Source organism: Streptomyces sp. NPDC000151, assembly GCF_040301705.1.
GTDB lineage: Bacteria > Actinomycetota > Actinomycetes > Streptomycetales > Streptomycetaceae > Streptomyces.
The window spans coordinates 94,463-119,471 of sequence record NZ_JBEPFC010000005.1; the positions used below are offsets into that span (position 1 = coordinate 94,463).

The 25,009-nt window shown below is 72.1% G+C and carries 23 protein-coding genes; 12 read left to right on the top strand and 11 right to left on the bottom strand.

Going from position 1 to position 25,009, the window contains the following annotated elements; genetic code table 11:
• Positions 1-31: 31 nt before the first annotated feature.
• From ABT381_RS03300 to ABT381_RS03310, 3 genes are all read right to left on the bottom strand, one after another.
• The gene (locus ABT381_RS03300; RefSeq protein ID WP_351587067.1) at positions 32-754 is read right to left on the bottom strand and encodes a hypothetical protein; all 723 of its coding nucleotides are present in this window, start codon (positions 752-754) and stop codon (positions 32-34) included.
• A complete protein-coding gene (locus tag ABT381_RS03305) occupies positions 751-1,170 on the bottom strand; it encodes a hypothetical protein (RefSeq protein ID WP_351587069.1) in 420 nt (139 codons plus the stop codon). The genes ABT381_RS03300 and ABT381_RS03305 overlap by 4 nt, the downstream gene beginning before the upstream one ends.
• A 142-nt stretch (positions 1,171-1,312) precedes the next feature.
• A complete protein-coding gene (locus ABT381_RS03310; RefSeq protein WP_351587110.1) occupies positions 1,313-2,779 on the bottom strand; it encodes a purine-cytosine permease family protein in 1,467 nt (488 codons plus the stop codon).
• A gap of 70 nt (positions 2,780-2,849) precedes the next feature.
• Between ABT381_RS03310 and ABT381_RS03315 the strand changes: the two genes are divergently transcribed.
• A complete protein-coding gene (locus tag ABT381_RS03315; RefSeq protein WP_351587112.1) occupies positions 2,850-3,503 on the top strand; it encodes a TetR/AcrR family transcriptional regulator in 654 nt (217 codons plus the stop codon).
• 20 nt (positions 3,504-3,523) lie between these two features.
• Positions 3,524-5,149 (top strand): amidohydrolase, encoded by a 1,626-nt coding sequence (locus tag ABT381_RS03320; RefSeq protein ID WP_351587071.1) that lies wholly within the window; start codon positions 3,524-3,526, stop codon positions 5,147-5,149.
• An 83-nt stretch (positions 5,150-5,232) separates the two neighbouring features.
• Here ABT381_RS03320 and ABT381_RS03325 read toward each other — a convergent pair whose 3' ends face one another.
• The 3 genes from ABT381_RS03325 to ABT381_RS03335 form a co-directional block, all read right to left on the bottom strand.
• Positions 5,233-8,556 carry a P-loop NTPase gene (locus ABT381_RS03325; RefSeq protein ID WP_351587073.1) on the bottom strand — a complete coding sequence of 1,108 codons (3,324 nt, stop codon included), beginning with the start codon at positions 8,554-8,556 and terminating at the stop codon, positions 5,233-5,235.
• Between the two features lie 61 nt (positions 8,557-8,617).
• Positions 8,618-9,334, bottom strand: coding sequence for a hypothetical protein (locus tag ABT381_RS03330; protein ID WP_351587075.1), 717 nt, complete (start codon positions 9,332-9,334; stop codon positions 8,618-8,620).
• Positions 9,335-9,468: 134 nt separating this feature from the next.
• A complete protein-coding gene (locus tag ABT381_RS03335; protein ID WP_351587077.1) occupies positions 9,469-10,182 on the bottom strand; it encodes a GntR family transcriptional regulator in 714 nt (237 codons plus the stop codon).
• A 173-nt stretch (positions 10,183-10,355) separates the two neighbouring features.
• Here ABT381_RS03335 and manD point away from each other — a divergent pair, with 173 nt between their 5' ends.
• The 5 genes from manD (at position 10,356) to ABT381_RS03360 (ending at position 16,080) form a co-directional block, all read left to right on the top strand.
• On the top strand, positions 10,356-11,564 hold the full coding sequence (manD, locus tag ABT381_RS03340; protein ID WP_351587079.1) for a D-mannonate dehydratase ManD: 1,209 nt from the start codon (positions 10,356-10,358) through the stop codon (positions 11,562-11,564).
• Between the two features lie 5 nt (positions 11,565-11,569).
• A complete protein-coding gene (locus ABT381_RS03345; RefSeq protein ID WP_351587081.1) occupies positions 11,570-13,030 on the top strand; it encodes a mannitol dehydrogenase family protein in 1,461 nt (486 codons plus the stop codon).
• 47 nt (positions 13,031-13,077) lie between these two features.
• The gene (locus ABT381_RS03350) at positions 13,078-14,475 is read left to right on the top strand and encodes an MFS transporter (RefSeq protein WP_351587083.1); all 1,398 of its coding nucleotides are present in this window, start codon (positions 13,078-13,080) and stop codon (positions 14,473-14,475) included.
• The gene (locus ABT381_RS03355) at positions 14,472-15,518 is read left to right on the top strand and encodes an L-idonate 5-dehydrogenase (protein WP_351587085.1); all 1,047 of its coding nucleotides are present in this window, start codon (positions 14,472-14,474) and stop codon (positions 15,516-15,518) included. The genes ABT381_RS03350 and ABT381_RS03355 overlap by 4 nt, the downstream gene beginning before the upstream one ends.
• A 70-nt stretch (positions 15,519-15,588) precedes the next feature.
• The gene (locus ABT381_RS03360) at positions 15,589-16,080 is read left to right on the top strand and encodes an AAA family ATPase (protein WP_351587086.1); all 492 of its coding nucleotides are present in this window, start codon (positions 15,589-15,591) and stop codon (positions 16,078-16,080) included.
• Here ABT381_RS03360 and ABT381_RS03365 read toward each other — a convergent pair.
• Positions 16,043-16,849 (bottom strand): IclR family transcriptional regulator, encoded by an 807-nt coding sequence (locus ABT381_RS03365; RefSeq protein WP_351587088.1) that lies wholly within the window; start codon positions 16,847-16,849, stop codon positions 16,043-16,045. The two genes, ABT381_RS03360 and ABT381_RS03365, sit on opposite strands and share 38 nt — an antisense overlap.
• A 156-nt stretch (positions 16,850-17,005) precedes the next feature.
• Here ABT381_RS03365 and ABT381_RS03370 point away from each other — a divergent pair, with 156 nt between their 5' ends.
• The 3 genes from ABT381_RS03370 to ABT381_RS03380 are packed head-to-tail and all read left to right on the top strand — an operon-like array spanning position 17,006 to position 20,372.
• Positions 17,006-17,938: a dioxygenase family protein gene (locus tag ABT381_RS03370; RefSeq protein WP_351587090.1), complete on the top strand. Its 933-nt coding sequence runs from the start codon at positions 17,006-17,008 to the stop codon at positions 17,936-17,938.
• Positions 17,935-18,765 carry a fumarylacetoacetate hydrolase family protein gene (locus tag ABT381_RS03375; RefSeq protein ID WP_351587092.1) on the top strand — a complete coding sequence of 277 codons (831 nt, stop codon included), beginning with the start codon at positions 17,935-17,937 and terminating at the stop codon, positions 18,763-18,765. Before ABT381_RS03370 ends, ABT381_RS03375 begins: the two co-directional genes overlap by 4 nt.
• Positions 18,762-20,372 (top strand): FAD-dependent monooxygenase, encoded by a 1,611-nt coding sequence (locus tag ABT381_RS03380; RefSeq protein WP_351587094.1) that lies wholly within the window; start codon positions 18,762-18,764, stop codon positions 20,370-20,372. The genes ABT381_RS03375 and ABT381_RS03380 overlap by 4 nt, the downstream gene beginning before the upstream one ends.
• A 3-nt stretch (positions 20,373-20,375) precedes the next feature.
• Here the strand turns inward: ABT381_RS03380 and ABT381_RS03385 are convergent, their stop codons facing one another.
• Both ABT381_RS03385 and ABT381_RS03390 read right to left on the bottom strand, forming a co-directional pair.
• The gene (locus ABT381_RS03385; protein WP_351587096.1) at positions 20,376-21,269 is read right to left on the bottom strand and encodes an alpha/beta hydrolase fold domain-containing protein; all 894 of its coding nucleotides are present in this window, start codon (positions 21,267-21,269) and stop codon (positions 20,376-20,378) included.
• The gene (locus tag ABT381_RS03390) at positions 21,266-21,823 is read right to left on the bottom strand and encodes a quercetin 2,3-dioxygenase (RefSeq protein ID WP_351587098.1); all 558 of its coding nucleotides are present in this window, start codon (positions 21,821-21,823) and stop codon (positions 21,266-21,268) included. Before ABT381_RS03390 ends, ABT381_RS03385 begins: the two co-directional genes overlap by 4 nt.
• Positions 21,824-21,965: 142 nt before the next feature.
• Here ABT381_RS03390 and ABT381_RS03395 point away from each other — a divergent pair, with 142 nt between their 5' ends.
• Entirely contained in the window at positions 21,966-22,403 is a 438-nt protein-coding gene (locus ABT381_RS03395; RefSeq protein WP_351587100.1) for a MarR family winged helix-turn-helix transcriptional regulator, read from the top strand.
• A gap of 222 nt (positions 22,404-22,625) precedes the next feature.
• Here the strand turns inward: ABT381_RS03395 and ABT381_RS03400 are convergent, their stop codons facing one another.
• Positions 22,626-23,264 (bottom strand): TetR/AcrR family transcriptional regulator, encoded by a 639-nt coding sequence (locus ABT381_RS03400; protein ID WP_351587102.1) that lies wholly within the window; start codon positions 23,262-23,264, stop codon positions 22,626-22,628.
• A 167-nt stretch (positions 23,265-23,431) separates the two neighbouring features.
• On the opposite strand from ABT381_RS03400, the gene ABT381_RS03405 reads away from it, so the two are divergent.
• Positions 23,432-24,490 carry an aldo/keto reductase gene (locus ABT381_RS03405; protein WP_351587104.1) on the top strand — a complete coding sequence of 353 codons (1,059 nt, stop codon included), beginning with the start codon at positions 23,432-23,434 and terminating at the stop codon, positions 24,488-24,490.
• Between the two features lie 13 nt (positions 24,491-24,503).
• On the opposite strand, the gene ABT381_RS03410 is transcribed toward ABT381_RS03405, so the two are convergent.
• Positions 24,504-25,009 (bottom strand): helix-turn-helix transcriptional regulator (locus ABT381_RS03410; protein WP_351587106.1); only part of this gene is annotated, 506 nt, incomplete at its 5' end.

Here is a 25,009-nt window from a genome sequence, read left to right on the forward strand (position 1 = left end):
CCGACGTTGCTCGGAGCGGTCTCGCCCGCTTCTACTGGTCGGGCTTGGACCACACGCTTGCCTGGGCCATGACGCCGGTGTTGAAGTTGTTGCTCACCGAGGTAATGGTCAGCACAGCCGTGCGGCCCTCAATCGTGGTGAGGCAGACCACGGCTCCCTTGGTGACCTCGAGCTGCTCGACACCCTGGGTGGATGCGAGATCGGAGCACTCCTGCCGCGTGGGCATCCGCCGCTCCGGCCACAGGGCGAAGCCCGACGCGCTGCCGGTGAGCCGCGGCGGCTCGACGAGTCCCAGTTGGACGTCCGCGGAGTACCCGGGGGTGCGTTCCGGCGGTTTCTTGTCGAGCCGCAGTCCTTCCTCGTTGATCCGCACGGTCCCCGTCCACTGGATGCCGGCGGCCGATGAGGACAGCGACGCCGAGGGCGCCGGGGCTTCCGCGTCCTGCGCCGCCTCCGAAGAGGCGCCCGGCTCCCCCGACGCCGGTCGGGGACTCGTCGATCCGGCCGAGGAAGTCCCCTTCCCCGTGGAACCCGGCGAACCACCGTTCCCGGAGTCGACCAGCCACCAGCCGGCCCCGCCGATCACCGCCAGCACGAGAAGGGCGGCAACGATGAGCCGCGGCCGCCGTCGATCGCCTCGCGGTGGCTCCACGTAGTAATTGTGCTGCGTGTTGTTGTTACCGCTCTGTGCTGCGGCGGGCCCGTGGAAGTCGTTGCCGGACACCCCGCCGTCGCGGCCGCCTGTGTCCCTCATGCCGGTGGCGTGAAGTGATTGACCTGCTGGTTGCCGGTGCCGGCCTGGACCGCGGTGGGGCCGTTGAAGGTGTTGCCCGAGACCGCACCGTTCTCCTGGGTGGGTTCGGTGTACGGCTCCATCAGCGCACGGAGTTCGGCGACCACCTGCCTGCGCTCGCTCTCGCCGAGACCTTCGAGGAACCTGCGGAAGCGGGCCTGCCAGGACTGGCACAGCAGTGTCCGCTCTTCCTCGCTCAGCTCACCGGCCGCCAGATCCGAGGTCGTCCGGTCGAGGCGCTCCAGCTCGGCCTGCTCCCGCCGTGCGTCTCCGCCGCCCAGTAGCCGGGCGAGCCGCGCACGCATCGCCGACCAGGCGTCGGTCCCGGCCGCCTGCAGGATCCCCGTGGCAACCAGGCCTGCCACTTCGTTGAACATGTGTCTCCCCTCCGCGGGTGTGGCACTGCGTTCACACCGTAGCGCCGTCCGGCCATAAGTGACCGGGAAACGCGGGGCGTTGAGGGGAGCGCGCCTCTCGTCGTGCCCGACGAGCCGTTGGCTGCCATGGAACCGGGTGGTGTCATCGCGGATGGGCTGCCGCGCGTCGCGGGGTCGCTGTGGCAGGTGAGCGGCGCGTCATGAGCGCGTAGGCCGCCGATGCCACGACGATGCCGACGGGCAGGGCGAGGTCCACGCCGTTCAGGGCGCGGGCGAGTGGGCCGGTGTACAGGGTGTTCACGCAGAGCGCCGCCGCGGCGGTGCCGGCCGTGAGCGCGAGGGCGCCGGCCCGGTTGACGCCGGCTGTGAACCAGAACGGGCTGCCCGGGGTCTCGTCGGTCAGCCCGGGGCCGTCGTAGCGGTTGCGGCGCAGCAGGATGTCCGTGGCGTAGATCGCCATGCTGGGGCCGAGCAGGACGACGGTCAGCTGGAGGACGTTGCTGACGGTGTCCAGGAAGTCGGAGACGAGCAGCGCGTACAGGGTCAGGGCGACGCCGAGCACCCCGTCGACGAGGACGCTGAGGGAGCGGCGGATGCGGACGCCGACGGCCTGGAGGGCGAGGCCTGAGCTGTAGGCGGTCATGGCGTTGATGGCGATGGTGCCCAGTACCAGGGCGAGCAGGAAGAACGGGGTGAACCAGCCGGGCAGGATCTTCTCCAGGGCGGTCTGCGGGTCGGTCATGTCGACCGCGGTCGCGGCGAACGCGCCGAGCGAGCAGACCACGACGCTGGGCAGGAAGCCGCCGAGTGCGGTCCAGCCGACGATCGCCTTCGGGGACGTCGTGCGGGGCAGGTAGCGCGAGAAGTCGGCGCTGTTGGTGTACGAGAGCGGGCCCGAGGCGATGAGGGTGGTGCCGCCGATGAGGGCCGCCCACAGGCCGCTGCCGGTCAGCGGTTCGGCGGGCCGGTAGCCGAAGTCGGCGTGGCCGATGACGCTGACGGCCACGACGGCGAACGCCGCGGTGAGGACCACGGTGATCGGCAGGTAGAGCTTCATGATCGTGGCGTGGCCGTAGACGCTGATGGCCAGGGTGACCGCGGCGATGGCCATCACGACGGCGATCTTGACGCCGGTGTTCGGCGCGAGGCCGGCCTTCTCGACGAGGGAGAAGGCCGCGACCGCGGCCGCCGCCAGGTTGAGGGCGAGGTAACAGATGCAGATCAGCCAGCCGGTGATCGCGATGTTCACGCGGTTGCCGCGGACGCCGAACATCGCCCGCATGATGACTTCGCTCGGCGTGCCCGAGGCCGGGCCCGAGACGGCCAGCAGGCCGACGGCTACCCAGAACAGGTTGCCGATCACGATCACGGCGAGGGCCTGCCACAGGCTCAGGCCCATGAGTATCAGCGCGCCGCCGACCACCAGGCTCAGGTAGTTGACGTTCGCCGCCGCCCAGACGGCGAACAGCTCCCGGGCCCGGCCGTGGCGTTCCCCTTCGGGAATGTGGTCGATGCCGTGCGCCTCGATGCGGCCCGGCCGGTCCGAAGGCGGTGGTGTCTCATCGGCGCCTCGGGTGTCTGGGTGCGGATCGGGAAGCGTGGACGCCATGGAGCCCTCCGGGGTGCTGGTCATGCCCGCCTGCTTGCTTATTGGTCGCACACTCAATAGCATCCGGGATATGTCGTCAAGCGTTCAGCGCAAGCGAATTCGGAAATCGCCGGCCGACCGACGTGCGGAAATCGTCGGGACGGCGGCCTCCATCGCCCTGACCGAGGGACTGGAGTGCATCACGCTGCGTCGGATCGCCGAAGACCTCGACGTCCGCCCGGGGCTGATCAGTCACTACTTCCCGGCGGTGGAGGACCTCGTGGCCGAGGCGTTCGGTACAGCCGCGACCGCCGAACTCGACACGCTCATCCCGGCCGAGCGGCCCGAGGGAACCCCCGTGCAGCACCTCGCTCGCTTCTTCGCACACGCGACGGGAGAGGCGTTCGACGACATCACCCGGCTCTGGCTCAACGCCCGGCACCTCAGCCGGTACCGGCCCGTGCTGCGCGACCGGGTCGTCGAGCAAGGGACCGCCTGGTGCGGGCGCCTCGAGGGCCTCATCCGCGAGGGCGTGGAACGGGGCCAATTCCGCACCGATGACCCGTACGTGACGGCCGTGCAGATCCTTGTCGTCATCGACGGTCTGGGAGCCACGGCCAACACCCACACCGGCGACGACCCGCCCGCGGTGGCCCGGATGGCCATCACCACCGCGGAACGCGAACTCGGCCTGGAGCGCGGGTCCTTGACCCCGCATGCCGACCGGCCCGCCCACCCGAACTGACCACCTCCCGAGGAGCCGCTGTGCGCCCCCGTCTCGTCCTGCTCTCCGCCCGCCTGCTCGACCCGGTGACCGGCGCGTTCCTGCCGGACACCGCCCTGGCCGTGTCCCAGGACGGGCGGATCGCCGCCCTCGGCGACGACCGTGCGATACGCGCGCTCGCCGGACCCTCCACCACAGTGCTCGACCTGAAGGGCGCCGTGGTGACTCCGGGCCTGGTCGACGGGCACCTCCACCCGGTGTCGGGCGCCGAACTCACCCAGGGCCTGGACCTGTCGGGCTGCGCCGACCTGGACGCCGTACGCGAGGCCCTGGCCCGCGAGGTCCGCACGCTCGCGCCCGGCGCGTGGCTGCGCGGCTGGGGCCTGGACCCGAACGTCTTCGGCGACCGCCCCGTCGAGGCCGCCGCGCTCGCCCCCGTACTGGACGGCGTCCCGGCCCTCCTCCAGCTCTTCGACGCCCATTCCGTGCTGGCCAGCCCGCGCGCGCTCGAACTCGCCGGCGTCGATGGGCCGCGCACCTTCGCGCAGGCCGCCGAGGTCGTCTGCGACGACGCGGGCCGGCCCACCGGCCTGCTCCTGGAGGACGCCGCCTGCGAGCTCGTCGAGCGCGCGGCGCCCCGGCCCACCCACGCGGAGCGCCGCGACCAACTCGCCGCCACCCTACGGGCGATGGCCGCCACCGGACTCACCGGCGGGCACGCGATGGACGCCAACGGCGACAGCCTCGCCCTGTACGCCGGACTCGACGCGGCCGGCGAACTGCCGCTGCGGCTGCGGGTCGCGCCCTGGTGCCAGCCCGGCGCCGACGACGAGGCGCTGCGAGCACTCATCACGCAGCAGGGCACCGGCGGCCGGCTCTGGCGGACCGCGGGCGTCAAGCTCTTCATGGACGGCACCATCGACAACGGCACCGCCTGGCTGGAGCGCCCCGACTGCCACGGCGAGTCCACGCACGCCTTCTGGCCGGACCCGGCCGCGTACACCCACGTCATCGGCGAACTGCACCGCGCGGGCGTGCCCACCGCCACCCACGCCATCGGTGACGCGGCCGTACGGCACGCCCTCGACGCCGTCGAGAAGGCCCGCACCACGGGGGCCGGCCCGGTCCGGCACCGCATCGAGCACATCGAGACCGTGCCCGACGACACCGTGCGCCGCTTCGCCGAGCTCGACGTCATCGCGTCCATGCAGCCCACCCACTGCTGCGACTTCACCCGGGCCGATCACACCGACAACTGGTCCCGCCGGCTCGGCGAGGAGCGTGCGGCGCGCGCCTGGCGCTGCCGCGACCTGTGGGACGCCGGCGCCACGGTCGTCCTCGGCTCGGACTGGCCGATCGCGCCGTACCCGCCGCTCACCGTCATGGCCGGGGCCCGCCACCGCCGCCCCACCCGCGACCTCACCCGGCCCGCGCACGGCCCCGGCCAGGCGCTGACCGCCCTGGAAGCCCTCCAGGCCATGACCGTCAACGCCGCTCGCGCGGCGGGCGAGGAGCAGGAGGCCGGCCGCCTCGCCGTCGGCCACCGCGCCGACCTCACGGCCTTCGCGGACAGCCCGCTCACCACCCCGGCCGCCGACCTGGCCGGCCTCCCGGTCCTCCTCACGGTCCTGAACGGCCACCCGACCCACCGCGCCCCCACCCTCTGACCCGCCCACACGCAGCGGCCCCCGTCCCTCCCAGCGCGGAGGAACGGGGGCCGTGCTGCTGGAATGGGCACGCAGGCGCGCGGCTACAGTGGAATTCCCCTGTTGCGTTCCAACAGCCGGTTCAGCTGCGGTTCGTACTCGTCCGCGATGCGCATGAACTCGTGGTTGTCCTTGCAGAACCGCCGGCCCAATTCAACGACGCGAAGAATACGACGGACCGTGTCGTCCATCTCGTCTCCGGACAGCAGCGTCTCGCACGCATCCAGCCACTCGGTGCCCCGCCGGGTGATGACGGAGAACGCGTGCGGAGACGCCCCGCCGTACCGCTTCGCCACGCCTTGGAGTACTCCCACGGCTTCCAGGGCCCGAGCCCGCAGGGCGGCGTCACCGGCATTGACCGTCGAGCGTCGCAGCCGTATGGCACTCCACGCAGTCAGGACGAAGTGGTCGCTGGCACCGCCCTCGCAGCCCTGAGCCGTTTCCAGGTGGTTCTCGGCGATGCCGAGGTCTCCCCGCTCCAGTTCGTACTCGCCCCGCTGCAGCCAGTAGTGGAAATTGTCGCGCAGCAATTCGTGCACGGTGACGTAGATGTGGCGGACCACCTCAGGGGACAGCCGGAGGGACACCATCAGGGAGTGGTTCAGCAGCCTGATCATGATCCGGCGGTACGGGTCGTCGTTGTCTCGCGATTCGGCCGCGTACTGTGCATAGAACTTCAGCAGGAATTCAATGACGGAGCCCAGCCGGTCAGGGGTCTTCTTGAGTACCGTCTCGACCACCGTGTCGGCGATGGTGCGCTGCCGGCAGCGCAGTGTTCCGTCCGCTGCCCGGGTGAGCAATCGCATGGACACGAGCCGGTCGATCGCCTTCTGCAACGACGGCTTGGGAGCCGACCGCCCGGAGACTATCTGCAGCAGGTCCTCCTGCTCGATGCCGCGTTTCTTGAAGACGATGGCGGATTCGAAGACGCACACCGTCGAATACACCGCGACCTGGTCCTGGGTGAGCTGGCGGTACTCACTGGCGACCTTTTCCTCGAAACGCTCACCGGTGACCACCTGGATCATTGCCGCGAGCAGGCTGCGGTCGCACAGTTCCCGCAGCTTGTCGACCTTCTGCTGCCGCAACCCGTGCTGCTTGAGTATCCCCGGCAGGCCGTGCTGATGCAGTATGTCGACCACTCGCCCGAGATCCTGATCCTTCAAGGGCTCGTCTGCCGATATCCGCCGGGGCCGGAACGACACGTCCAGCTCGTCGGTGCGGGTCGTGCGGATCGCCGCAACAACCAGTGTCCGGCCGCCATTGCTGAGGTCTTTCAGCAGCGAGGCGCCCACTCTTCCGAAGATGTCCACGTCGTCCACGAAGACGGCGTCGGCGGACATGCCATGTGCCTGCGCCTTCAGATTCGGCAGCGGATCGGTCGCCTCACGGTCGATCCAGGCCACCGTTCGGCCGGTCTGGTGCAATTCATACGCGAACTGCATGAGCGCCGTGGTCTTTCCGGACCCGGCTCGGCCTTCCACCAGCACGATCCCATGCTTTTCGTCCTCCGCGGGCAGGGCACCGGCGCGGATGCGGTCGATGATGGAGAGCTTCGCGGCGAATCCGTCCTTGATGTCACCCCACGTCGGATCCTGGCCCTTGAGGAATTCGGCGCTGCCGGAGAGCGCGCTGTCGACGAGAGAGGAGACCAGCTTGATTCCGGAGCGGCGGGCACCGACCTGGAAATCCGCGAGCCGTCGTTTACCCATCTGGAGTACCTCCAGCCCTGGTTGCAATCGCTGGACTGCGAATTCGTGGGGCGGTGCCTGGATGTACGTCAGCCCTGCCTGCCGGAACCGGGCCTGGTCGGCGGCGCTGCCCGGAGAGGTGATGACGAAGCGGGGGAAACGCTCCGCGTCGGTCTGCGGCTGTGCCAGCTCCAGCGCCTGCCACAGCGACCGGCTGCGCGGCGAAGCGGCCATGAAGACCGTGGGGTGGCAGAGCAGCTCGGCCCTGAGTTTGCGGAACCACAGGCTTCGTGACGCCGGGTCCTCGTCCGCGGGAATGCCGAAATCGAGCGAGCCCGCACCACTTGGGTCCCCGTGCATGGCGACCGTCTCGACCGTGGCGTTCCGCGCCATGGGCTTGCTCACCATGGCGTTGACGAACCTGTTGGTCTCCGCCGCGCGAGGGTCGTGTGCGAGCACCGAGGAGAAGATGTCCGTAGCGGTGAAATCGTAGATGCGCCACCAGGGGGCGTGCAGAATGCGGTGCGCGGCCTGGGCGAATACGTCCTCGCTGGTGCGCAGTTCGCCGACGTACTGGTCGACGGCACGGGTGCCCAGACGCTCGAGGGCGGTGGTCCAGATCTCCGGCATGGCGGGCGGCGGATCAGGCATTTCGCCATAAACGGCCTGGGTCAGCCGCTGGTTGAATTCGTCCGTGTCGATGGGTGCACCGTCGCCGTGGATTCCCGAGACGGCGACCAGAATCATCCGGCCGGTGCCGACCTGCCGATAGAACTCATCGAGGACGGCCCCCTCGTCGTATGGTTCCGGCACGAGCGAGGGCGCGGCAGAGCCCGCGGGACGGTTTTTGGCACGCCGTGTCCTGGGCATCGGAACGGGCTGTTCGGCGGGTGGCGCAGCGAGGTCCCGCACCTTCGGGTCTCCGGCGGGAGTGGTTTCCAACCGCAGGAGCTTGTGCTGCCGCATTGCGCCGCGGGAGGGCACGAGCCATCGCTCACCTGACGCGGGCCGTGCGAACTCGCCATCGGCAGCGAGCAGCAGGGTCCGCGGGAGGGCGGTCGCGAGCGCGTCCGGTAACGGAGCGGTGTGACCCGCCACGACGATGGAGAGGTCGTTCGCGCTCGCCCACTGGCCGTAGTCCCCACCGACGGTACGGCTCAGCTGACCGGCGGTGCACGTGGCCAGGTCCGGGGTGGCGCCGGGTACGGCCATGCGGAACACGGTGTTCACCACGGCAATGCCCAGCGACATTCCGTCCTGCGCCAGCCGTACCGCTCCTTCGCCCGGCAGCAGGCCCTGCTGCCACCCGGGGAAAGTTTCGTAGCTCTCGGACCACTCGACGAATTCCGCGAAGGGCGCGTCGCGGATCGCGTCGACGATGTCTTCTTCCTCTCCTCTCCACAGCCCTTGTTCGGTGTCGCTCCAGTACCGCGTGAGCGCTTTGGCGAACATGCTCCGGCCGTCCCCGAGGGGGGCGAGGTCGCCCTGCCACGGCACGGTCACGACCGGGGGGAGGCGTTCGTCGCCGTTTTCCAGGCACTCCAGTAGCACGGTGTCGAGGACGTCGCCGGTCTCGTCACGACTCACCTGCCGCGGGTCGGCGGCACGCGTGCCGAGGACGAAGATGCCGTCGATCCGGTGGCCCGCCCCGTGCAGGGCGCGCACGCTTTCCAGCACGGCCTCCCGCTGGGCGAGTGGTGTGAAGCATAAGAAATGAAATGCCGTGCTCATGCTGTTTTCAGTCCCCTTCGACAGCGATGGCCCGAACGGCCTTCCTGGGTACCATCAACTCCGTTGCGGCGGTTCCGCTCCCGCACTCCTTGGCACTCACCGCGACGCGCACGAAGGGCTTTCCGAGCGAGCCCTTGTCGATGCGGCCGACGATGCGCTGCCCCTTGAGGTCACACACAGTCCGTGCGCTCTTCGCGTACGAGGGCGTGAGGAGTACCGAGCCGGGGACCAGCTCCTTCTCCGGGCCGGAAACGGCGGCCAGCCCGACGGTGACCACGCTGAGGCACAGCGCCGCGACCACCACCCGGTTCGCGTGCCGCTGCCGTTTGTCGACCTGCGCCGCCTCGTCGTCGGCCCGTTGCAGCAAGGCGTTCAGCAGGTCGAGCCGGTCCCGTGCGTGGCTCGGCCCGGCCAGCTTCGTCACCGGCTGCGCCACGGCCCGCAGGTAAAGGACAGCCGCGGACAGCCAGAGCGCCACGGCTACGACCCCCGCCCACCGCGTGAGCAGCGATCGGTCGGCGAGCTGGGTGAACGTCAGGGCCGCGACGATGCCGCCGGCGAACAGGGTGACGGTGGACTGGGCGGACTGGGCTCTGACCCGGGCTTCGCTCCCCGAGCGGACACGGTCGGCGTAGTACGCCTCGCTGGCCGGCCCCAGCACAGCGTCCAGTACGCGTTCGCGCTCGTCGGCGCCGTTCTGCTCCGCAGCGGATTGCGCTGACATCAATCCCCCCGTTGCGCATATGCCAGAAGAGCATCATAGGTGGCACAGCGAGAGGAGGGCAGAGCTGTGACAGAACTCGGGTGATGCCAAAGTCCCTATAGAGCCTCCCGGTTGGGGCTACGCTCCGGCGTCCCTCACTCCCACACCACCACGTTGCGGCGGACCGGGACCGAGCCCGTGTCTTTGGCGAAGAGTTCGGGGGAGCGGGCGCGGACGCGCTCGACGTCGTCGAAGACCGCTCGTAGGTGGGTGCGCATGGCCGAGCGGGCCAGGGTGGCGTCGCCGCCGAGTACCGCTTCGAAGATCTCGACGTGCTGGGCGGCGAAGCCCGTCGGGGTGGCGGTGTCGTAGAGGCCGAGCCGGCGCGCCCGGTCGAGGTGTCCCTTGGCCGAGACCACGGTCGCCCAGGCGCTGCCGTGTCCGCTCAGCCGGAGCAGGGCGTGGTGGAACGCCTCGTCGAGCTCGAAGAAGTCCTCCAGGTCCAGTCCCGGGCGCTCCTGCTCGGCGAGATTGCGCCGCAGCTCCTCGACGATGTCCGCGTCGAGGTCGGCGGGGAGGTCGTCCAGGGCCGCCAGCTCGACGGCCTCGCGCAGGAACTGCGCGTCGGCGACCTTTGCCGGGTCGACGCGCGAGACGAACGAGCCGACCTGCGGGAAGATCTGCACCAGGCCCTCCTGCGACAGCAGGATGAGGCTCTCCCGTACCGGCGTACGGCTCACCCCCAGAGCGGCCGCGAGCTCGTTCTCGGACAGCGCGGCGCCCGGGGGGAGTTCGAGGGTCAGAACCTTGCGGCGCAGCGTCTCGTAGACGGCGCGGCGGCTGGTTCGCTGCCGGTTCGATCGGGCCATGCGCTCATCGTATCGGGGCGCGCAGGCCCGGCCGCCCACGCTGGTCGATCAGTGCTTCCAAAGTATTGCGCACCTGTGCGACCAGTGCTTGTATACCAGTGCTGGTCGACCAGGTGTCGGGCGACGCATGCCCTCCCACCGGCGTGGTGCGTATCCGAAGGAGCGAGATTTCTGTGAGCAAGATCGAGCGTGTCGAGGTGTTCGTCGCCTCGCCGGGGCGGACCTTCGTCACCCTGCGCATCACGACCTCGGACGGCGTGACCGGCCTGGGCGACGCCACGCTGAACGGCCGCGAGCTCGCCGTGGCGAGCTACCTGCAGGATCACCTCGTACCGCTGCTGATCGGCAAGGACCCGGCGCGCATCGAGGACATGTGGCAGTACCTCTACCGGGGCGCGTACTGGCGCGGCGGGCCGGTCACGATGACCGCGATCTCCGCCGTCGACACGGCACTGTGGGACATCAAGGGCAAGGTCGCGGGGCTGCCCGTCTACCAGCTGCTCGGCGGCCGCTCGCGCGCCGGTGTCATGGTCTACGCGCACGCCAGCGGCACGGACACCGCCTCCCTGATCGACGACGTCGAGCGGTTCCTCGGCCTCGGCTACAAGGCCGTGCGCGCCCAGGCCGCCGTCCCCGACGTCGGCGGTACGTACGGGGTGCGCAAGGGCAAGGTCTACGAGCCGGCCGCCACCTCACTCCCCGACGAGCAGCCCTGGGACACCGAGGCGTACCTGCGGTTCGCGCCCACCTATCTGGAGGCGGTCCGCGAGCGCTGCGGCTTCGGCTTCCACCTCCTGCACGACGTGCACCACCGGCTCACCCCGATCGAGGCCGCCCGCTTCGGCAAGCAGGTCGAGGACTGCCGGCTGTTCTGGATGGAGGACCCGACGCCGGCCGAGAACCAGGAGGCGTTCCGGCTCATCCGGCAGCACACGACGACGCCGGTCGCGGTGGGGGAGGTACTGACGTCGATCTGGGACGTGCAGCGCCTGATCACCGAGCAGCTCATCGATTACGTGCGGACGAGTGTCGTGCACGCGGGCGGTATCACGCATCTGCGGCGGATCTTCGATCTCGCCGCGCTCTACCAGGTCAGGACCGGTTCGCACGGGGCGACGGACCTCTCGCCCGTCACCCTCGCCGCCGCCGTCCACCTCGACACCGCGGTGCCGAACTTCGGTATCCAGGAGTACATGGCGCACGCGGACGAGACGGCGGAGGTCTTCCGCAGCGGCGTGACGTTCGCCGACGGGATGCTGCACGTGTCGGAGGAGCCCGGTCTGGGCGTCGAGTACGACGAGAAGGCCGCCGAGCGCTTCCCCTATCAGGCCCGCTATCTCCCCGTGGCGCGGCGCCTGGACGGCTCGGTGCACGACTGGTGAGCGCCGTGACCACGCCTTCGCTGAACCTGGCCGCGCTCGGCCGGATCGCGCCGGAGCTGCGCCCGGCCGTCGACCCCCGCGAGCTGCGCCCCCGCATCGTCCACTTCGGCCTCGGCGCCTTCCACCGCGCCCACCAGGCGATCTATACCGAGAACGCCGCCGCCCGCTCCGGTGAGCCGTGGGGCATCGCCGCCGTCGCCCCGCGCTCGGCGACGACCGCGGCAGCGCTGCGGGCCCAGGACTGCCTGTACTCGCTGACCGAGCTGCGCCCGGCGGACACCGTGACCCGCGCCGTCGGGTCGGTGATCGACGCCCTGGGGATGCGCCCGGACGCCGCGCGGGTCGACGCGCTGCTCGCCGATCCGGACGTCACCGTGGTGACCCTGACGATCACCGAGAAGGGCTACCACCGCAGCCCCGACACGGGCGCGCTGGACGTCGCGGCGCCGCAGATCGCCGCCGACCTCGCGGCGGGCGCCACGAGCGCGCTCACCACCGTCGTGGGACGGCTCGCCGCCGGGCTCGCCGCGCGGATGCGCGCGGGCGGCGCCCCGCTCACCGTCGTCTCCTGCGACAACATGGCCGCCAACGGCGCCGCGCTCGGCCGCGTCGTGCGCGACTTCGTCGCGGCCGCGCCCTGGCCGGACCGGCAGGCCGTACTGGACTGGATGGCGGCCTCGGTCGCCTTCCCCTCGACCATCGTGGACCGCATCGTGCCCGCGACCACCGAAGCGGACCTGCGCGCGGCGCACACCGCGCTCGGCGTGCGCGACGCGCTGCCGGTCGTCGGCGAGCCGTACCGGCAGTGGGTACTGGAGGACTCCTTCGCCGGGCCGCGGCCGCCGTGGGAGCTCGACGGCGCACTGTTCGTACCGGATGTCGTGCCGTACCAGCTCACCAAGTTGCGGCTGCTCAACGGCTCCCACTCGGCGCTGGCCTACCTCGGCGCCGCGACGGGCTGCACCACGATCGCGGACACGATGGCGACCGGCTGGGGCGAGCGCCTCGTCCGTGCCCTGTGCGCCGAGGTCGCCCCGACGCTGCCCGCGGGCGGCCCCGACCCGGCGGCCTACGCGGGCGACCTGGTCGAGCGGTTCCGCAACCCCGGTGTGCGGCACCTGCTCCGGCAGATCGGCTCCGACGGGTCCCTGAAGATCCCGGAGCGGTGGCTCGACGCGCTGCGTACGCTGCGCGCCGCCGCCACCGCCACCCCGGTACTCGAACTCGCCCTCGCGGGCTGGGCGAACGCCACCCGCCCCGCCGACGACGGCGGTCAGCTCTTCGGTACGACGGACCCCTCGGCGGCCGCCCTGGGCCGCTGCTGGCACGAGGCAGCGGACGACGCGGACGCGGTCCGCCGGCTGCTGCGTGTCCTCGGCGCGGCGGACCTGGCCGGGGACGGCGCGCTCGTCTCCGCCGTCGCCGCCCGGCTCCCCGCGCTGCGGGCCGGCCGGATCGAGGTCTGACCCGCCCCGCACGTCCCGAAGTGCAGTAAGAACAACGGAGTTCACCCATGACGGACACCACACAGGCGGAGCCGGACGGCGCCGTCGGAAGAACGACGCGCGACCTCACCAGAGCGGCCGTCTCCGGCTGGCTCGGCACGGCCATGGAGTTCATGGACTTCCAGCTCTACTCGCTGGCGGCCGCCATCGTCTTCAACAAGATCTTCTTCCCCGACGTCAGCCCCGCGATCGGGCTGATCGCCGCCATGGCGACCTACGGGGTCGGCTACGTCGCCCGGCTCGCCGGCGCCCTGTACTTCGGGCGGATGGGCGACCGCATCGGACGCAAGAAGGTCCTGTTCCTCACCATCCTGCTGATGGGCGCGTCGACCACGCTGATCGGCGTGCTGCCGCCGTACGGCATGATCGGCATCCTCGCCCCGATCCTGCTGGTCGTCCTGCGGCTCGTGCAGGGCTTCGGCGCGGGCGCGGAGATCGCCGGGGCCACGGTCATGCTCGCCGAGTACGCGCCCGCCAAGCGCCGCGGCCTGATCTCCTCCCTGGTCTCCCTCGGCACCAACTCCGGCACGCTGGCGGCCTCCGGGCTGTGGGCGGTGCTGCTCGCCGTGCTGAGCGAGGACCAGCTCGTCTCCTGGGGCTGGCGGCTGCCGTTCCTGCTGAGCTTCGCCCTCATGGTCTTCGCGGTCTGGCTGCGCCGGAACCTCAAGGAGAGCCCGGTCTTCGAGGAGCGGGCCGACGTCGTGGACGGGGTGGCGATGTCCCGCACCGAGGCCGCCGCGGCGGTGGCGGAGGCGGCCGTCGAGCCGGAGCGCGAGAGCGTCATCGAAGCGGGCCTGCGGCAGCGCAAGGGCAAGGCGTTCTTCCTCGCGCTCGGCCTGCGGTTCGGGCAGGCCGGCAACTCCGGCCTGGTACAGACGTTCCTCGTCGGCTACATCGCCACCACGCTGGGCGCCGACCGGTCCGTGCCGACCGACGCCATCGTGTACGGCTCGCTGCTGGGCTTCGTCACCGTGCCGCTGGTCGGCCTGCTCGGCGACCGCTTCGGCCGCCGTCCGGTCTATCTCGTCCTCACCGTGCTGACCATCCTGCTCGCGTTCCCGGTGATGCTGCTCATCGCCTCGGGCAGCACGGCCGGGGTGATGGTCGGCATGATCGTCGGGCTCAACGTCGGCGTGCTCGGCCTCTTCTCGCTGGAGAGCGTCACGATGGCCGAACTGTTCGGCGCGCGAACCCGGTTCACCCAGCTCGCGCTGGCCAAGGAGATCGGCGGCATCCTCGCCACCGCCATCGGCCCGGTCGTCGCGGCCACCCTCACCGCCGTCACCGGCAGCTGGTGGCCGATCGCGGCGATGCTGGTCGTCTACTCGCTCATCACCCTTGTGTCCATCGTCCTCGCCCCCGAATCGCGCGGGCGTGACCTGGTGCGTCTGGAGGACGCGGTATGAAGTCGGTTGTCGTGCACGGTCCCGGTGACCTCCGGATCGACGAACGCCCAGAGCCGGTGCCGGGTGCGGGAGAGGTACTCCTCGCCATGGAGTGGGGCGGCATCTGCGGCTCCGACATCGGCTACTGGAAGAACGGGGCGACCGGCACGGCCGCGCTCAAGGACCCGCTCGTCCTCGGGCACGAGGTCGCGGGCCGGATCGCCGCGCTCGGCAAGGGCGTCAGCGGGCTGACGGAGGGGCAGCCGGTCACCGTCCACCCGGCCGAGCCGGTCGGTACCGACCCGCTGCCCGACAGGCTCGCCGGTCGCACCAACCTCTACCCCCGCGTCCGCTACTTCGGATCCGCCGCCCTCCATCCGCACACCGACGGCGGGTTCAGCGAGTACCGCGTGGTCCGCGCGGCACAGATCCGGCCGCTCCCGGAGAACGTGACCACCGAACACGGCGCCCTCGCCGAGCCGCTCGCGGTGGCGATGCACGCCGTGCACCGCGCCGGTGATGTGCGCGGGAAGACGGTACTGGTCAACGGTGCGGGGCCGATCGGCGCTCTGGTGGTGGCCGCCGCGAAGCACCGCGGGGCCGCCGCGGTGCTCGCCGCCGACCTCTCCGCCGCGTCGCTCTCCGTCGCGCGGGCCATGGGCGCGGACGAGACGGTCGACCTCGGCCAGGGCGGGGCCCTCCCGGAGGACGTCGAGCTGGTCTTCGAGGCGTCGGGCGCGGCGGCCGCGCTCGGCCCGGTCCTGCGCGCGACCGCGCGCGGCGGCACCGTCGTCCAGGTCGGCAACCTCCCCGGCACGGCCGTCCCCGCAGCGCTCGGGGACCTCGTCACGCGGGAGATCACCTGGATCGGCTCGTACCGCTTCGTCGAGGAGATCGACGACGCGCTCCTCGCCCTGCATCAGGGCCTGGACGTGTCACCGGTCATCACCCACCGCTTCGGCATCGACCGGGCGGCCGAGGCGCTGGCCGTCGCCGCCGACCGGACGAGCGGCAGCAGCAAGGTCATGCTGCGGCTGGACGCCACACCGCCCGGCTCCGCGTGACCGTTCCGGGCGTGCGGCACCATGGTGGTGCCGCACGATCCGGAACGAAGCGTGAGGAGGTGCGCGGCGGATGCCGCCGGACAGTACGGGACCGGCCCTGTCCGTGCTGGTCGGGCTCCAGGCTTCGGGGAAGACCACCTTCTACGAGCAGCACCTCGCCGGCCGCCACACGCTGGTGAGCAAGGACCGCTTTCCCCGCTCGGCCCGGAACAAGCAGGCACGGCAGATGCGCCTGGTGGCGGAGGCGCTGGCCGCCGGCCGGCCGGTGGTGGTCGACAACACCAATCCGACGCCGGAGGAGTGGGGACCGCTGGTGGCCGTGGGCCACGCCTACGGTGCGCCGGTGACGGCGTACTGGTTCCCCCCGGACCTCGCGGGCTCGCTGCGCCGCAACGCCGCGCGGGAGGGCCGGGACCGCGTCCCCGACGTCGGGGTCCGCGCCACGTGGCAGCGGCTGCGCAGGCCGTCGCCGGCGGACGGGTTCGACACCGTACTGGAGGTGCGGTTCGACGGCCACGGCGGATTCACGGTACGACCGGCCCCCGGCACCCCGCACCCGTGAGACCGCGTGCCGCGCGGGAGATCGCCATGGCGGTGGCCCTGACCACCTGCTCGTAGGCGCGGACCCTGCGGGCGTCCGCGGGGACGACGATGGAGACGGCCGCGACGACCTGCTCGCCCCGGCCCCGGATCGGTACGGCCACGGAGGAGACGGGCGCGGGCCGTTCCCGCTCGAACAGGGCGACGCCGGTGTTGCGCACCTCCGCCAGCCGCCGACGGAGCCGCAGCGCGGCCGACGGCGACTCGGCACGGGCGATCCGCTCCGCGCGTACGTCCGGATCCGCCGCGGCCAGCAGCACCAGCCCGACACCGGTCTCGTGCAGCGGCATCCGGCCGCCCACCCGATAGGCGGTCTCCACGGCGCCGTGTGCCGAGAGCCGCTCCACGAGCAGGGCCTCGTCGCCGTCCCGCACCGCGAGCAGCACGTGCTGGCGCGTGATCTCGTGCAGGTCCTCCAGGTAGGGCAGGGCGACCTCGCGCAGGCCGTGGCTGCGCGGCGCCAGCGAGGCCACCTCGAAGAGCCGCAGCCCGACGACATAACGGCCCTGTTCGTCGCGTTCCAGCGCGCCCCACTGGTGCAGCCGGGCTGCGAGCCGGGAGGCCGTGGCGGACGGGAGGCCCGCCCGGCGGCCGAGTTCGTTGAGTCCCAGTGCGCGGTGTTCGGAGCTGAAGGCCGCGAGCAGGGACAGCGCACGGTCGACGACCGGATCTCCGCTCCGGGGACGCTTGCCGCGCCTGGGCGCTTCACTGCCCTCGCTCACGTGACTCATCGGGTGAGTGTGACGGACCGCTCCACTCAATGGAACACCCGCAGACGCGGTGACGTCGCGTTCGCATGCTGGTGAACGTCGCGCCGCCGACGGCGGGTTCGGGCCGATGCCCGTCCTCGTACCGCCGCGCGGCGCCCCACCACCGAGAGGAGCAGCATGAGCGCGCACACGCCCCTGCCGTCCGGAGCGGACCAGGCACTCGACAGGTTGCAGGCACAGGTACTGGACACCATCGCGGCAGCGGACCCGCGGCGGGCCGAGGTCGTCCGCGCGGCCGTGCGGCATCTGCACGCCTTCGTGCGCGAGGTGCGGCCCACCGAGGAGGAGTGGCTGGCCGGTCTGGACTTCCTCGTCCGGACCGGACACGCGTGCACGGCCACCCGCAATGAATTCATCCTGCTGTCCGACATGCTCGGGCTGACCTCCGCGGTCGACGAGGTCAACCACGCCGGGCCCGCGGAGGCCACGCCCTCCTCGGTCGAGGGCCCCTTCCACTCCCCCGCGCCGCCGCGCCCGCTCGGTGCGTGGATCGCCGAGGGGCCGGAGCGCGAGCGGGGCCGCCCGATGGCCGTGCACGGCCGGGTGACCGACTGCGCGGGGCGGCCGCTGGCGGGCGCGACGGTGGACGTGTGGCAGGCCGATGACGCCGGGCGCTACGACACGCAGGACGCGGCGCAGCCGCCGGGCAATCTGCGTGCCCTGCTCACCACCGCCGAGGACGGGTCGTACTGGTTCCGCAGCGTGCTGCCGAGCAGCTATCCCGTACCCACCGACGGCCCGGTCGGTGAACTCCTGACGGCGCTGGGCCGGCACCCGATGCGCCCGGCCCACATCCACCTGCGGGTGGAAGCCCCGGGGCACCGCCCCGTCACCACCCACGTGTTCGTCGCCGGTGACCCGTACCTCGACTCCGACGCGGCCTTCGCCGTGAAGGACGCACTGGTGGTCACCCCGAAGGACATCAAGGATCCGGGAGCGGCGGAACGGTGGTCGCTCAGCGCGCCCTTCCTCGACTTCGAGTTCGACATCCGGCTCGTCGCCCGGCCGACGGGCACCGCGCAGGCGGAGCCGACGGAGGTGACGCGGTGAAGCTCATCGGTCTGCTGGACGGCCGCGACACGGTCGTCGGAGTCGTGGTCGGGGACCGGGTCACGCCGCTGGCCGAGGTCCGGGACTTCTACGCGGAGCTGCCGAAGTGGACCGCGCGGGCGGCCGCGGTGCCCCGTGGCGAGCGGCCGCTCGCCGAGGTCCGGCAGGCCCCGCCCGTCCCGCCGTCGGCCCGGGTGCTGTGCCTCGGCCTCAACTACCGCGCACACGCGGAAGAGGGGGTGTACGGCGTGCCCGACCACCCGACCCTCTTCGGCCGGTGGACGGCCTCGCTGTCGGTGGGCGAGGTGCCCGTACCGGTACCGGCGAACGAACCGGGGCTGGACTGGGAGGGCGAGGTCGCCGCCGTCGTCGGGTCCCCCCTGGCGGACGCCGACCCCGTGACCGCGGAGTCCGCCGTGCTCGGGTACGCGGTGTTCAACGACCTCACGGCTCGTACCGCCCAGAAGCTCACCGCGCAGTGGACGCTCGGCAAGAACGCCGACCGCAGCGGCCCGATGGGACCGCTCGTCACGGCGGACGAAGTAGGCCCGCTCTCCGCCGGGTTGCGGCTCACCACCCGGGTGAACGGTGAACTCGTACAGGACGGCAACACCCGCGACCTGATCTTCCCCGTCGGCGAGGTGCTCTCCCTGGCCAGCCGCACCTTCACGCTCCAGCCGGGGGACGTCCTGGTCACCGGAACCCCCGAAGGCGTCGGCTACACCCGCACCCCGCCGCGCTTCCTGCGCCCGGGCGACGTGGTCGAGGTGACGGTCGACCGCCTGGGCACGCTGCGCACGCCGATCGTCGGATCGGAGCGGCGATGAGTGAGCACCACTCTGTCCTGATCGCCGGTGGCGGGCCGAGCGGGCTCGCGGTCGCGATCGAGCTGGGCCGTGCGGGCATCCCGTGCTGCGTGCTGGAACCGCGGCGGACCGTGGCCACCGACCGCCCGCGCGCCAAGACCACCAGCGCGCGGACGATGGAGCTGTTCCGGCGCTGGGGTCTGGCCGACCGGGTGCGGGCCGCCGCGCCGCTGCCGGTGTCGTACGCGCAGGACGTGGTGTTCTGCACCGGGCTGACCGGCCGCGAGATCACCCGCTTCCCGAACGCCTTCGCGCTGCACCGTGAGCGCCGCGAGGAGTTCGCCGAGTGCGGCCAGCAGATCCCGCAGCCGGCCGTCGAGGCGGTACTGCGGGAAGCGGTGGCCGAGTTGCCGAACGTCACCTTCCTGGCGGGTCACCGCCTCGTGGCTGCTGAGGACGGGCCGGACGGGGTACGGGCGCGGGTCGCCGGGCCCGACGGCCTCACCCGCACGGTCACCGCCGACTACCTGGCGGGGTGCGACGGCGCGAGCGGCGTGAGCCGGGCCGCCATCGGCGCCCGGTACGAGGGCAGCAGCGGCGCGCTGCCCAACCTCAACATCACCTTCACCGCGCCCGAACTGACCGAACAGGCCCTGTGCGCCCGCGCGGTGCACTACTGGGTACTGGGCGCGGCGGCGGGCGGCATCGTCGGCCGGATGGACCTGGACGGCACCTGGTGGGCCATCGCGCACGGCGTGGACGTACGGACCAATACCGTCGAACCCGCGTCGCTGGTACGGCAGTTGATCGGCGCCGACCTGGACATCCACGTGCACGCCACCGATCCCTGGTCCGCGCGGATGCTGCTGGCCGACCGCTACCGCGGTGAGCGGGTCTTCCTGGTCGGCGACGCGGCACACCTCAACCCGCCCTGGGGCGGCCACGGTTACAACACCTGCGTCGGCGACGCGGTGAATCTGGGCTGGAAGCTCGCCGCCGTACTGCGGGGCTGGGCGGGGCCGGCACTGCTGGACAGTTACGAGCCGGAGCGCCGCCCGGTCGCCGAGCGCACCATCGCCGACGCCGCGGCCCAAGAAGCCCACCTGGCCCACGCCTTCGCCCATGGCGACATCGACGAGGACACGCCGGCCGGAGCCGCGCGCCGGACCGCCGTGGCCGACGCGCTGGAGGCCAAACGAGGCGAGTTCCACAGCCTCGGCCTCGTCCTCGGCTACCACTACGCCGGCTCCCCCGCCGTCGTGGACGACGGCTCCCCGGTGCCCGGTCACCAGCCCCTCGTCTACCACGGCTCGGCCCGCCCCGGCGCCCGGCTCCCCCACCGCTGGCTGCCCGACGGCTCCTCGCTGTACGACCACCTCGGGCCCGGCTTCACCCTGGTACGCCTCGACGAGGCCGCGGACACCGCACCGTTCGTGGCAGCCGCGGCCGCACGCCGCCTCCCGCTCACCGTGCTGGACCTGCCCGGCCTCCCCGATGCCGCCGCCTACGGGGCCGGGCTGCTGCTGGTACGCCCCGACCAGCACATCGCCTGGCGCGGCCCGGACGCCTCCCCGGCCGGGACGGTCCTGGACACGGCACGCGGCGCCACGCCTCAGCGCACGCGATAAGGCTCAGCGCACCAGCCGTTCGACGAACCCCAGCGAGCGGGTGAAGATCTCCGCCACCTGCTCGTCGGACGCCCCGTACCAGCCGTGGTCCGCGCCGGGGACCGTCCACAGGTCGACCGGTGCGCCGGCCGCCTCCAGGCGGGCGGCGAGGGCGTGGCTGTGGCTGCCCGCCACCATGGTGTCCTCGTCGCCGTGCACCAGCAGGAAGGGCGGGGCGCCCGCGTGGGCGTGCGTGACGGGGCTGGCCGCGCGGGCGAGATCGGGCACGGTGGCGGGCGCCGCGCCCAGGAGCGCCGCTTCGGGCGTGGCCGCGTCCCACGGGTCCCAGCCGCCGCGCGCGGTGGTCAGGTCGCTCGGCCCGTACCAGACGACGGCGCCGGCCGGGGCGGGGCCCGCGTGGCCCGGGGCCGAGCCGGTGAGGGCGAGGAGGGAGGCGAGGTGGCCGCCGGCGGACTCGCCCCACACCGCCGTCCGCGCGGTGTCGATGCCCAGCTCGGCGGAGCGCAGCGCGAGCCAGCGCAGGGCGGCGCGCAGGTCCTCCAGGGGTGCGGGGAAGTGCGCCTCGCCGGAGAGGCGGTAATCGACGCAGGCAACCGCGAAGCCGGCGGCGGCGATGCGGGCGAAGGGGCCGGGCTGCCAGTCCCGCAGCCGCATCCCCATGTCGTCCCGCCGGCCGATGCGCCAGGCGCCGCCGTGCACGTACAGCACCAGCGGCAGCGGACCGTCGGCCGGCTCCTCGGGCAGCCACAGGTCCAGCTCCAGAGGGCGGCTGCCCGCGGGGACGGCATAGGGGACGCCGCGCAGCAGCCGGACGCCGGGGGCGCAGTGCGCGGCGGGCGGCAGCGGGGCGACGTCGGGCGCGGGCGCCGCGATCAGCGCGCGCAGCGCGGCGCTCACCGGGTGCGCCACTGGTGGTCGGGCAGGAACCGGACGTCGAACTCCTGCGGGACGGTGCCGAACTTCTCGGGCGCGGGAATCACGGGCGCGTGCGGCAGGCCCATCTGCTCCGCGGGCGCGCCGAGGTTCTCGAAGAACCGCTCGAAGGTGCCGCCGGGGCCGGCCGCGACGCCGACGACCTGGCTGTGGTGCCGCTCCATGCGGTAGGCATGCGTGCAGTTCTTCGGTACGAAGCCGAAGTCGCCGGTGGTCAGCAGCTTCTCCTGCTGCTCGCCCTCGGTGTCCTCCACGAACAGCCGGACGGCGCCGGCGGTGATGTAGAAGACCTCGTGGGTGTCGGCGTGCACATGGGCCGGGATGATGTCGCCCTTGGGGCCCTCGACCGTGAAGAAGTTGAAGGTGTTCTCGGTCTGCTCGCCGCCCGTGTAGATGGTGATCAGGTCGCCGAACAGGTGGGCGCGGTCACCCTCGCCCTTCTCGATGAAGTAGGGCTTGCCCGGTTCGGCGGGAATGCGCGAGGCGCGCCGGTAGCGGGTGGCGTACTCAAAGGTCATCGGCTCTCCCGGAGGCGTACGACTTTCATGTCAGGCAGCCTGACATCGACTACGTCAGGTAGCCTGACATACGTCCGCGCCGGGCCGCAAGCGACCGGCCGCAGGACGCAGACCCACCCGCCACGCCTGCCGTGAGGTACCGATGGACACCAGCCGCAACCTCCCCCAACTGCTCGGCGAGGCCCGCAACTGGTTCGAACAGGCACTGCTGACGGCCATGAGCGAGACCGACGGCGACACCCCGCCGGTCTCCCCCACCCAGCTCCAGCTCTTCGCCGTACTGGACGAGGACGGCACCACCGTGTCCGAGCTGGCCCGCCGAATGGGCGTCACACGGCAGACCGCCCACCAGGCGGTGCACAGCCTGGTCGCCGCCGGCCTGCTGGAGCAGGCACCGCACCCCGCCTCCGCCCGGCAGCGGCTGATCCGCCGCACACCGCAGGGCACCCGCGCGCACCGCCGGGCGCTGCGCGTTCTGGAGCGACTGGAGGAGGAGCTCGCCGAGCGGATCGGCCGCGGAACGGTCGACGCGCTCCGGGCCGCACTGGAAATGCCCTGGGGGGACCCGCCCGCCGGGTGAGCCGGGCCGTCTGCGCGGGGGGGAATACCGGACAGCCCCGCCTTGCTGTAATAAATGCGGATATTGATGGAGCTGTGTCCCCGGGCCCAACATATAGCCCGTGGGGAAGATCGTTCGGCAGAAGCCCCACGGAGCCTTTCGCCGCGAGGCGACCGCCATCGGTATCCGCACCCAGCCGCCTCGGCCGGCCTCCCCCGACCGGTCGGGGCCCCCTCTGTGGCTCTACGCGTCGCCCGATGAGTTCGCGGGGCGTACGTACACCCCTGCCCGGGCCGCCGCCACGGCGGCTTCCGCCGCGCGCTCGGCCGCTCCCTCGTTCAGTGGGTCACCGCTGGCCAGCGCGCGGTAGTAGAGCGGCGCCGAGACCGCGCGGATGACCTCGTGCGGGTCGGTGCCGGCCGGCACCTCACCCCGCTCGACGGCCTGGTGCACACAGGGTGCCCACTCCTCGATGCGCGCGGCGTAGAAGCGGTGCAGCGCCTCGGCCGTGCCCGCCTCGCCGGCGGCCGCGGCGATCACCGCCTTGAACAGCGGGCCCTGCCGCGGATCGGTGAGAGTACGCCGCACGAGGGCGGCGTTGGCCTTGAGGTCGCCGAGCAGCGAGCCGGTGTCCGTACGCGGCAGGGACTGCTCCGCCATGTCGGCCAGCAGATCGGCCACCAGCCCGGCCGGGCTCCCCCACCGGCGGTAGACGGTCGTCCGGCCGACGTCCGCGCGGCGGGCGACATCGGCGAGGTCCAGCCCCGCGAGCCCCCGCTCGGCCAGCACATCACCGGCCGCCGCCAGCACGGCCGCCCGCACCCGCGCCGTGCGCCCGCCCGGACGCACGGTCCCCGGCTGCTCCGCACCCTCACCCGCCATAACGGCACTCCCGTTCCATTAGCTTCCGATCCCTGCTACGGTAACGCTCAGATTAACGGAACTCCTGACCCATTAATGGTCGTGCATCTCCGTTGCCTTCGTCATCTTCGTTGCCTTCATCGCCTTCGTTGCCTTCATCGTCTTTTGCCATCGCGAGAGGATCGATCATGGAATACCGACAGTTGGGCACCTCCGGCCTCAAGGTCCCGGCCCTGAGCTTCGGCACGGGCACCTTCGGCGGACAGGGGCCGCTCTTCGGCGCGTGGGGCACCACCGACGCCCAGGACGCGCGGCGGCTGGTCGACATCGCGCTCGATGCCGGCATCACCATGTTCGACACCGCGGACGTGTACTCGGGTGGCGCGTCGGAAGAGGTCCTGGGCCAGGCCATCAAGGGGCGCCGCGACCAGGTCATCCTGTCGACCAAGGCCGGGCTGCCCATGGGCGACGGGCCGCAGGACGCCGGCACGTCCCGCTCGCGCCTGATCAGGGCGACCGAGGACGCGCTGCGCCGGCTCGGCACCGACCACCTCGACCTCTTCCAGCTGCACGCCTTCGACGCGCACACCCCCGTGGAGGAAGTGCTCGCCACGCTGGACCAGTTGGTGCGGGCCGGGAAAATCCGCTACGTCGGCGTCTCGAACTTCTCGGGCTGGCAGCTGATGAAGTCCCTCGCGGCGGCCGAGAAGTACGGATATCCGCGGTACGTGGCACACCAGGTCTACTACTCGCTCGTCGGCCGCGACTACGAGTGGGAGCTGCTGCCCCTCGGGGTCGACCAGGGCGTGGGCGCGGTGGTCTGGAGCCCGCTCGGCTGGGGGCGGCTCACCGGGAAGATCCGGCGCGGACAGCCGCTGCCGGCCGGCAGCCGGCTGCACGAGACGGCGGACTACGGGCCGCCGGTCGAGGAGGAGAGCCTGTACAGCGTGGTCGACGCGCTCGACGAGATCGCGCGGGAGACGGGCCGTACCGTCCCGCAGATCGCTCTGAACTGGCTGCTGCGGCGGCCGACCGTGTTCTCCGTCATCATCGGCGCGCGGAACGAGGCCCAGCTGCGGCAGAACATCGGCGCCGTGGGCTGGGAGCTGACGGTGGATCAGGTGGCCCGGCTGGACGCGGCGAGCGCGAAGACCGCGCCGTATCCGCACTTCCCGTACCAGCGCCAGGAGGGCTTCGCCCGGCTCAACCCGCCGCCGGCCGGGCTCGCCGCCCCGTTCGCGGCGTGAAGCACCGCCGGGGTCACAGGGGCGCGGTGGGCTGCTCGGCGCGGTCCACCAGGCGCGCCAACTCCACCCGGGACCGCACGCCCAGGACCGCGAAGATGTTGCGCAGGTGGTGGTCGACGGTGCGCGGGCTCACGGACAGGCGCTGCGCGACCTCCCGGTTGGTGGCGCCCTCCGCCACGCAGCGCGCGATCCGCAGCTGCTGCGGGGTGAGGTCGGCGAGCGGTGCCGGGCGTCCGGCTGCGGGGGCCTCACCCGTGGCGCGCAGTTCGGCGCGGGCCTGCTCGGTCCAGGCGCGCGCCCCGCACCCCTCGAAGGCGACCAGCGCGTCCCGCAGCAGCCCTCTGGCCGGGCCGGGCCGGCGTCTGCGCCGCAGCCATTTGCCGTGCAGGAGCAGGGTGCGGGCGCGCTCGAAGTCGTTGGTGGTGTCCTCGTGGTGCGCGCGGGCCGCCTCGTAGTACGCGTCGGCCGCGGCCGCGTCGCGGTCCTCGGTCCCGGCCCCGGAACCGGCCCCGGCACCGG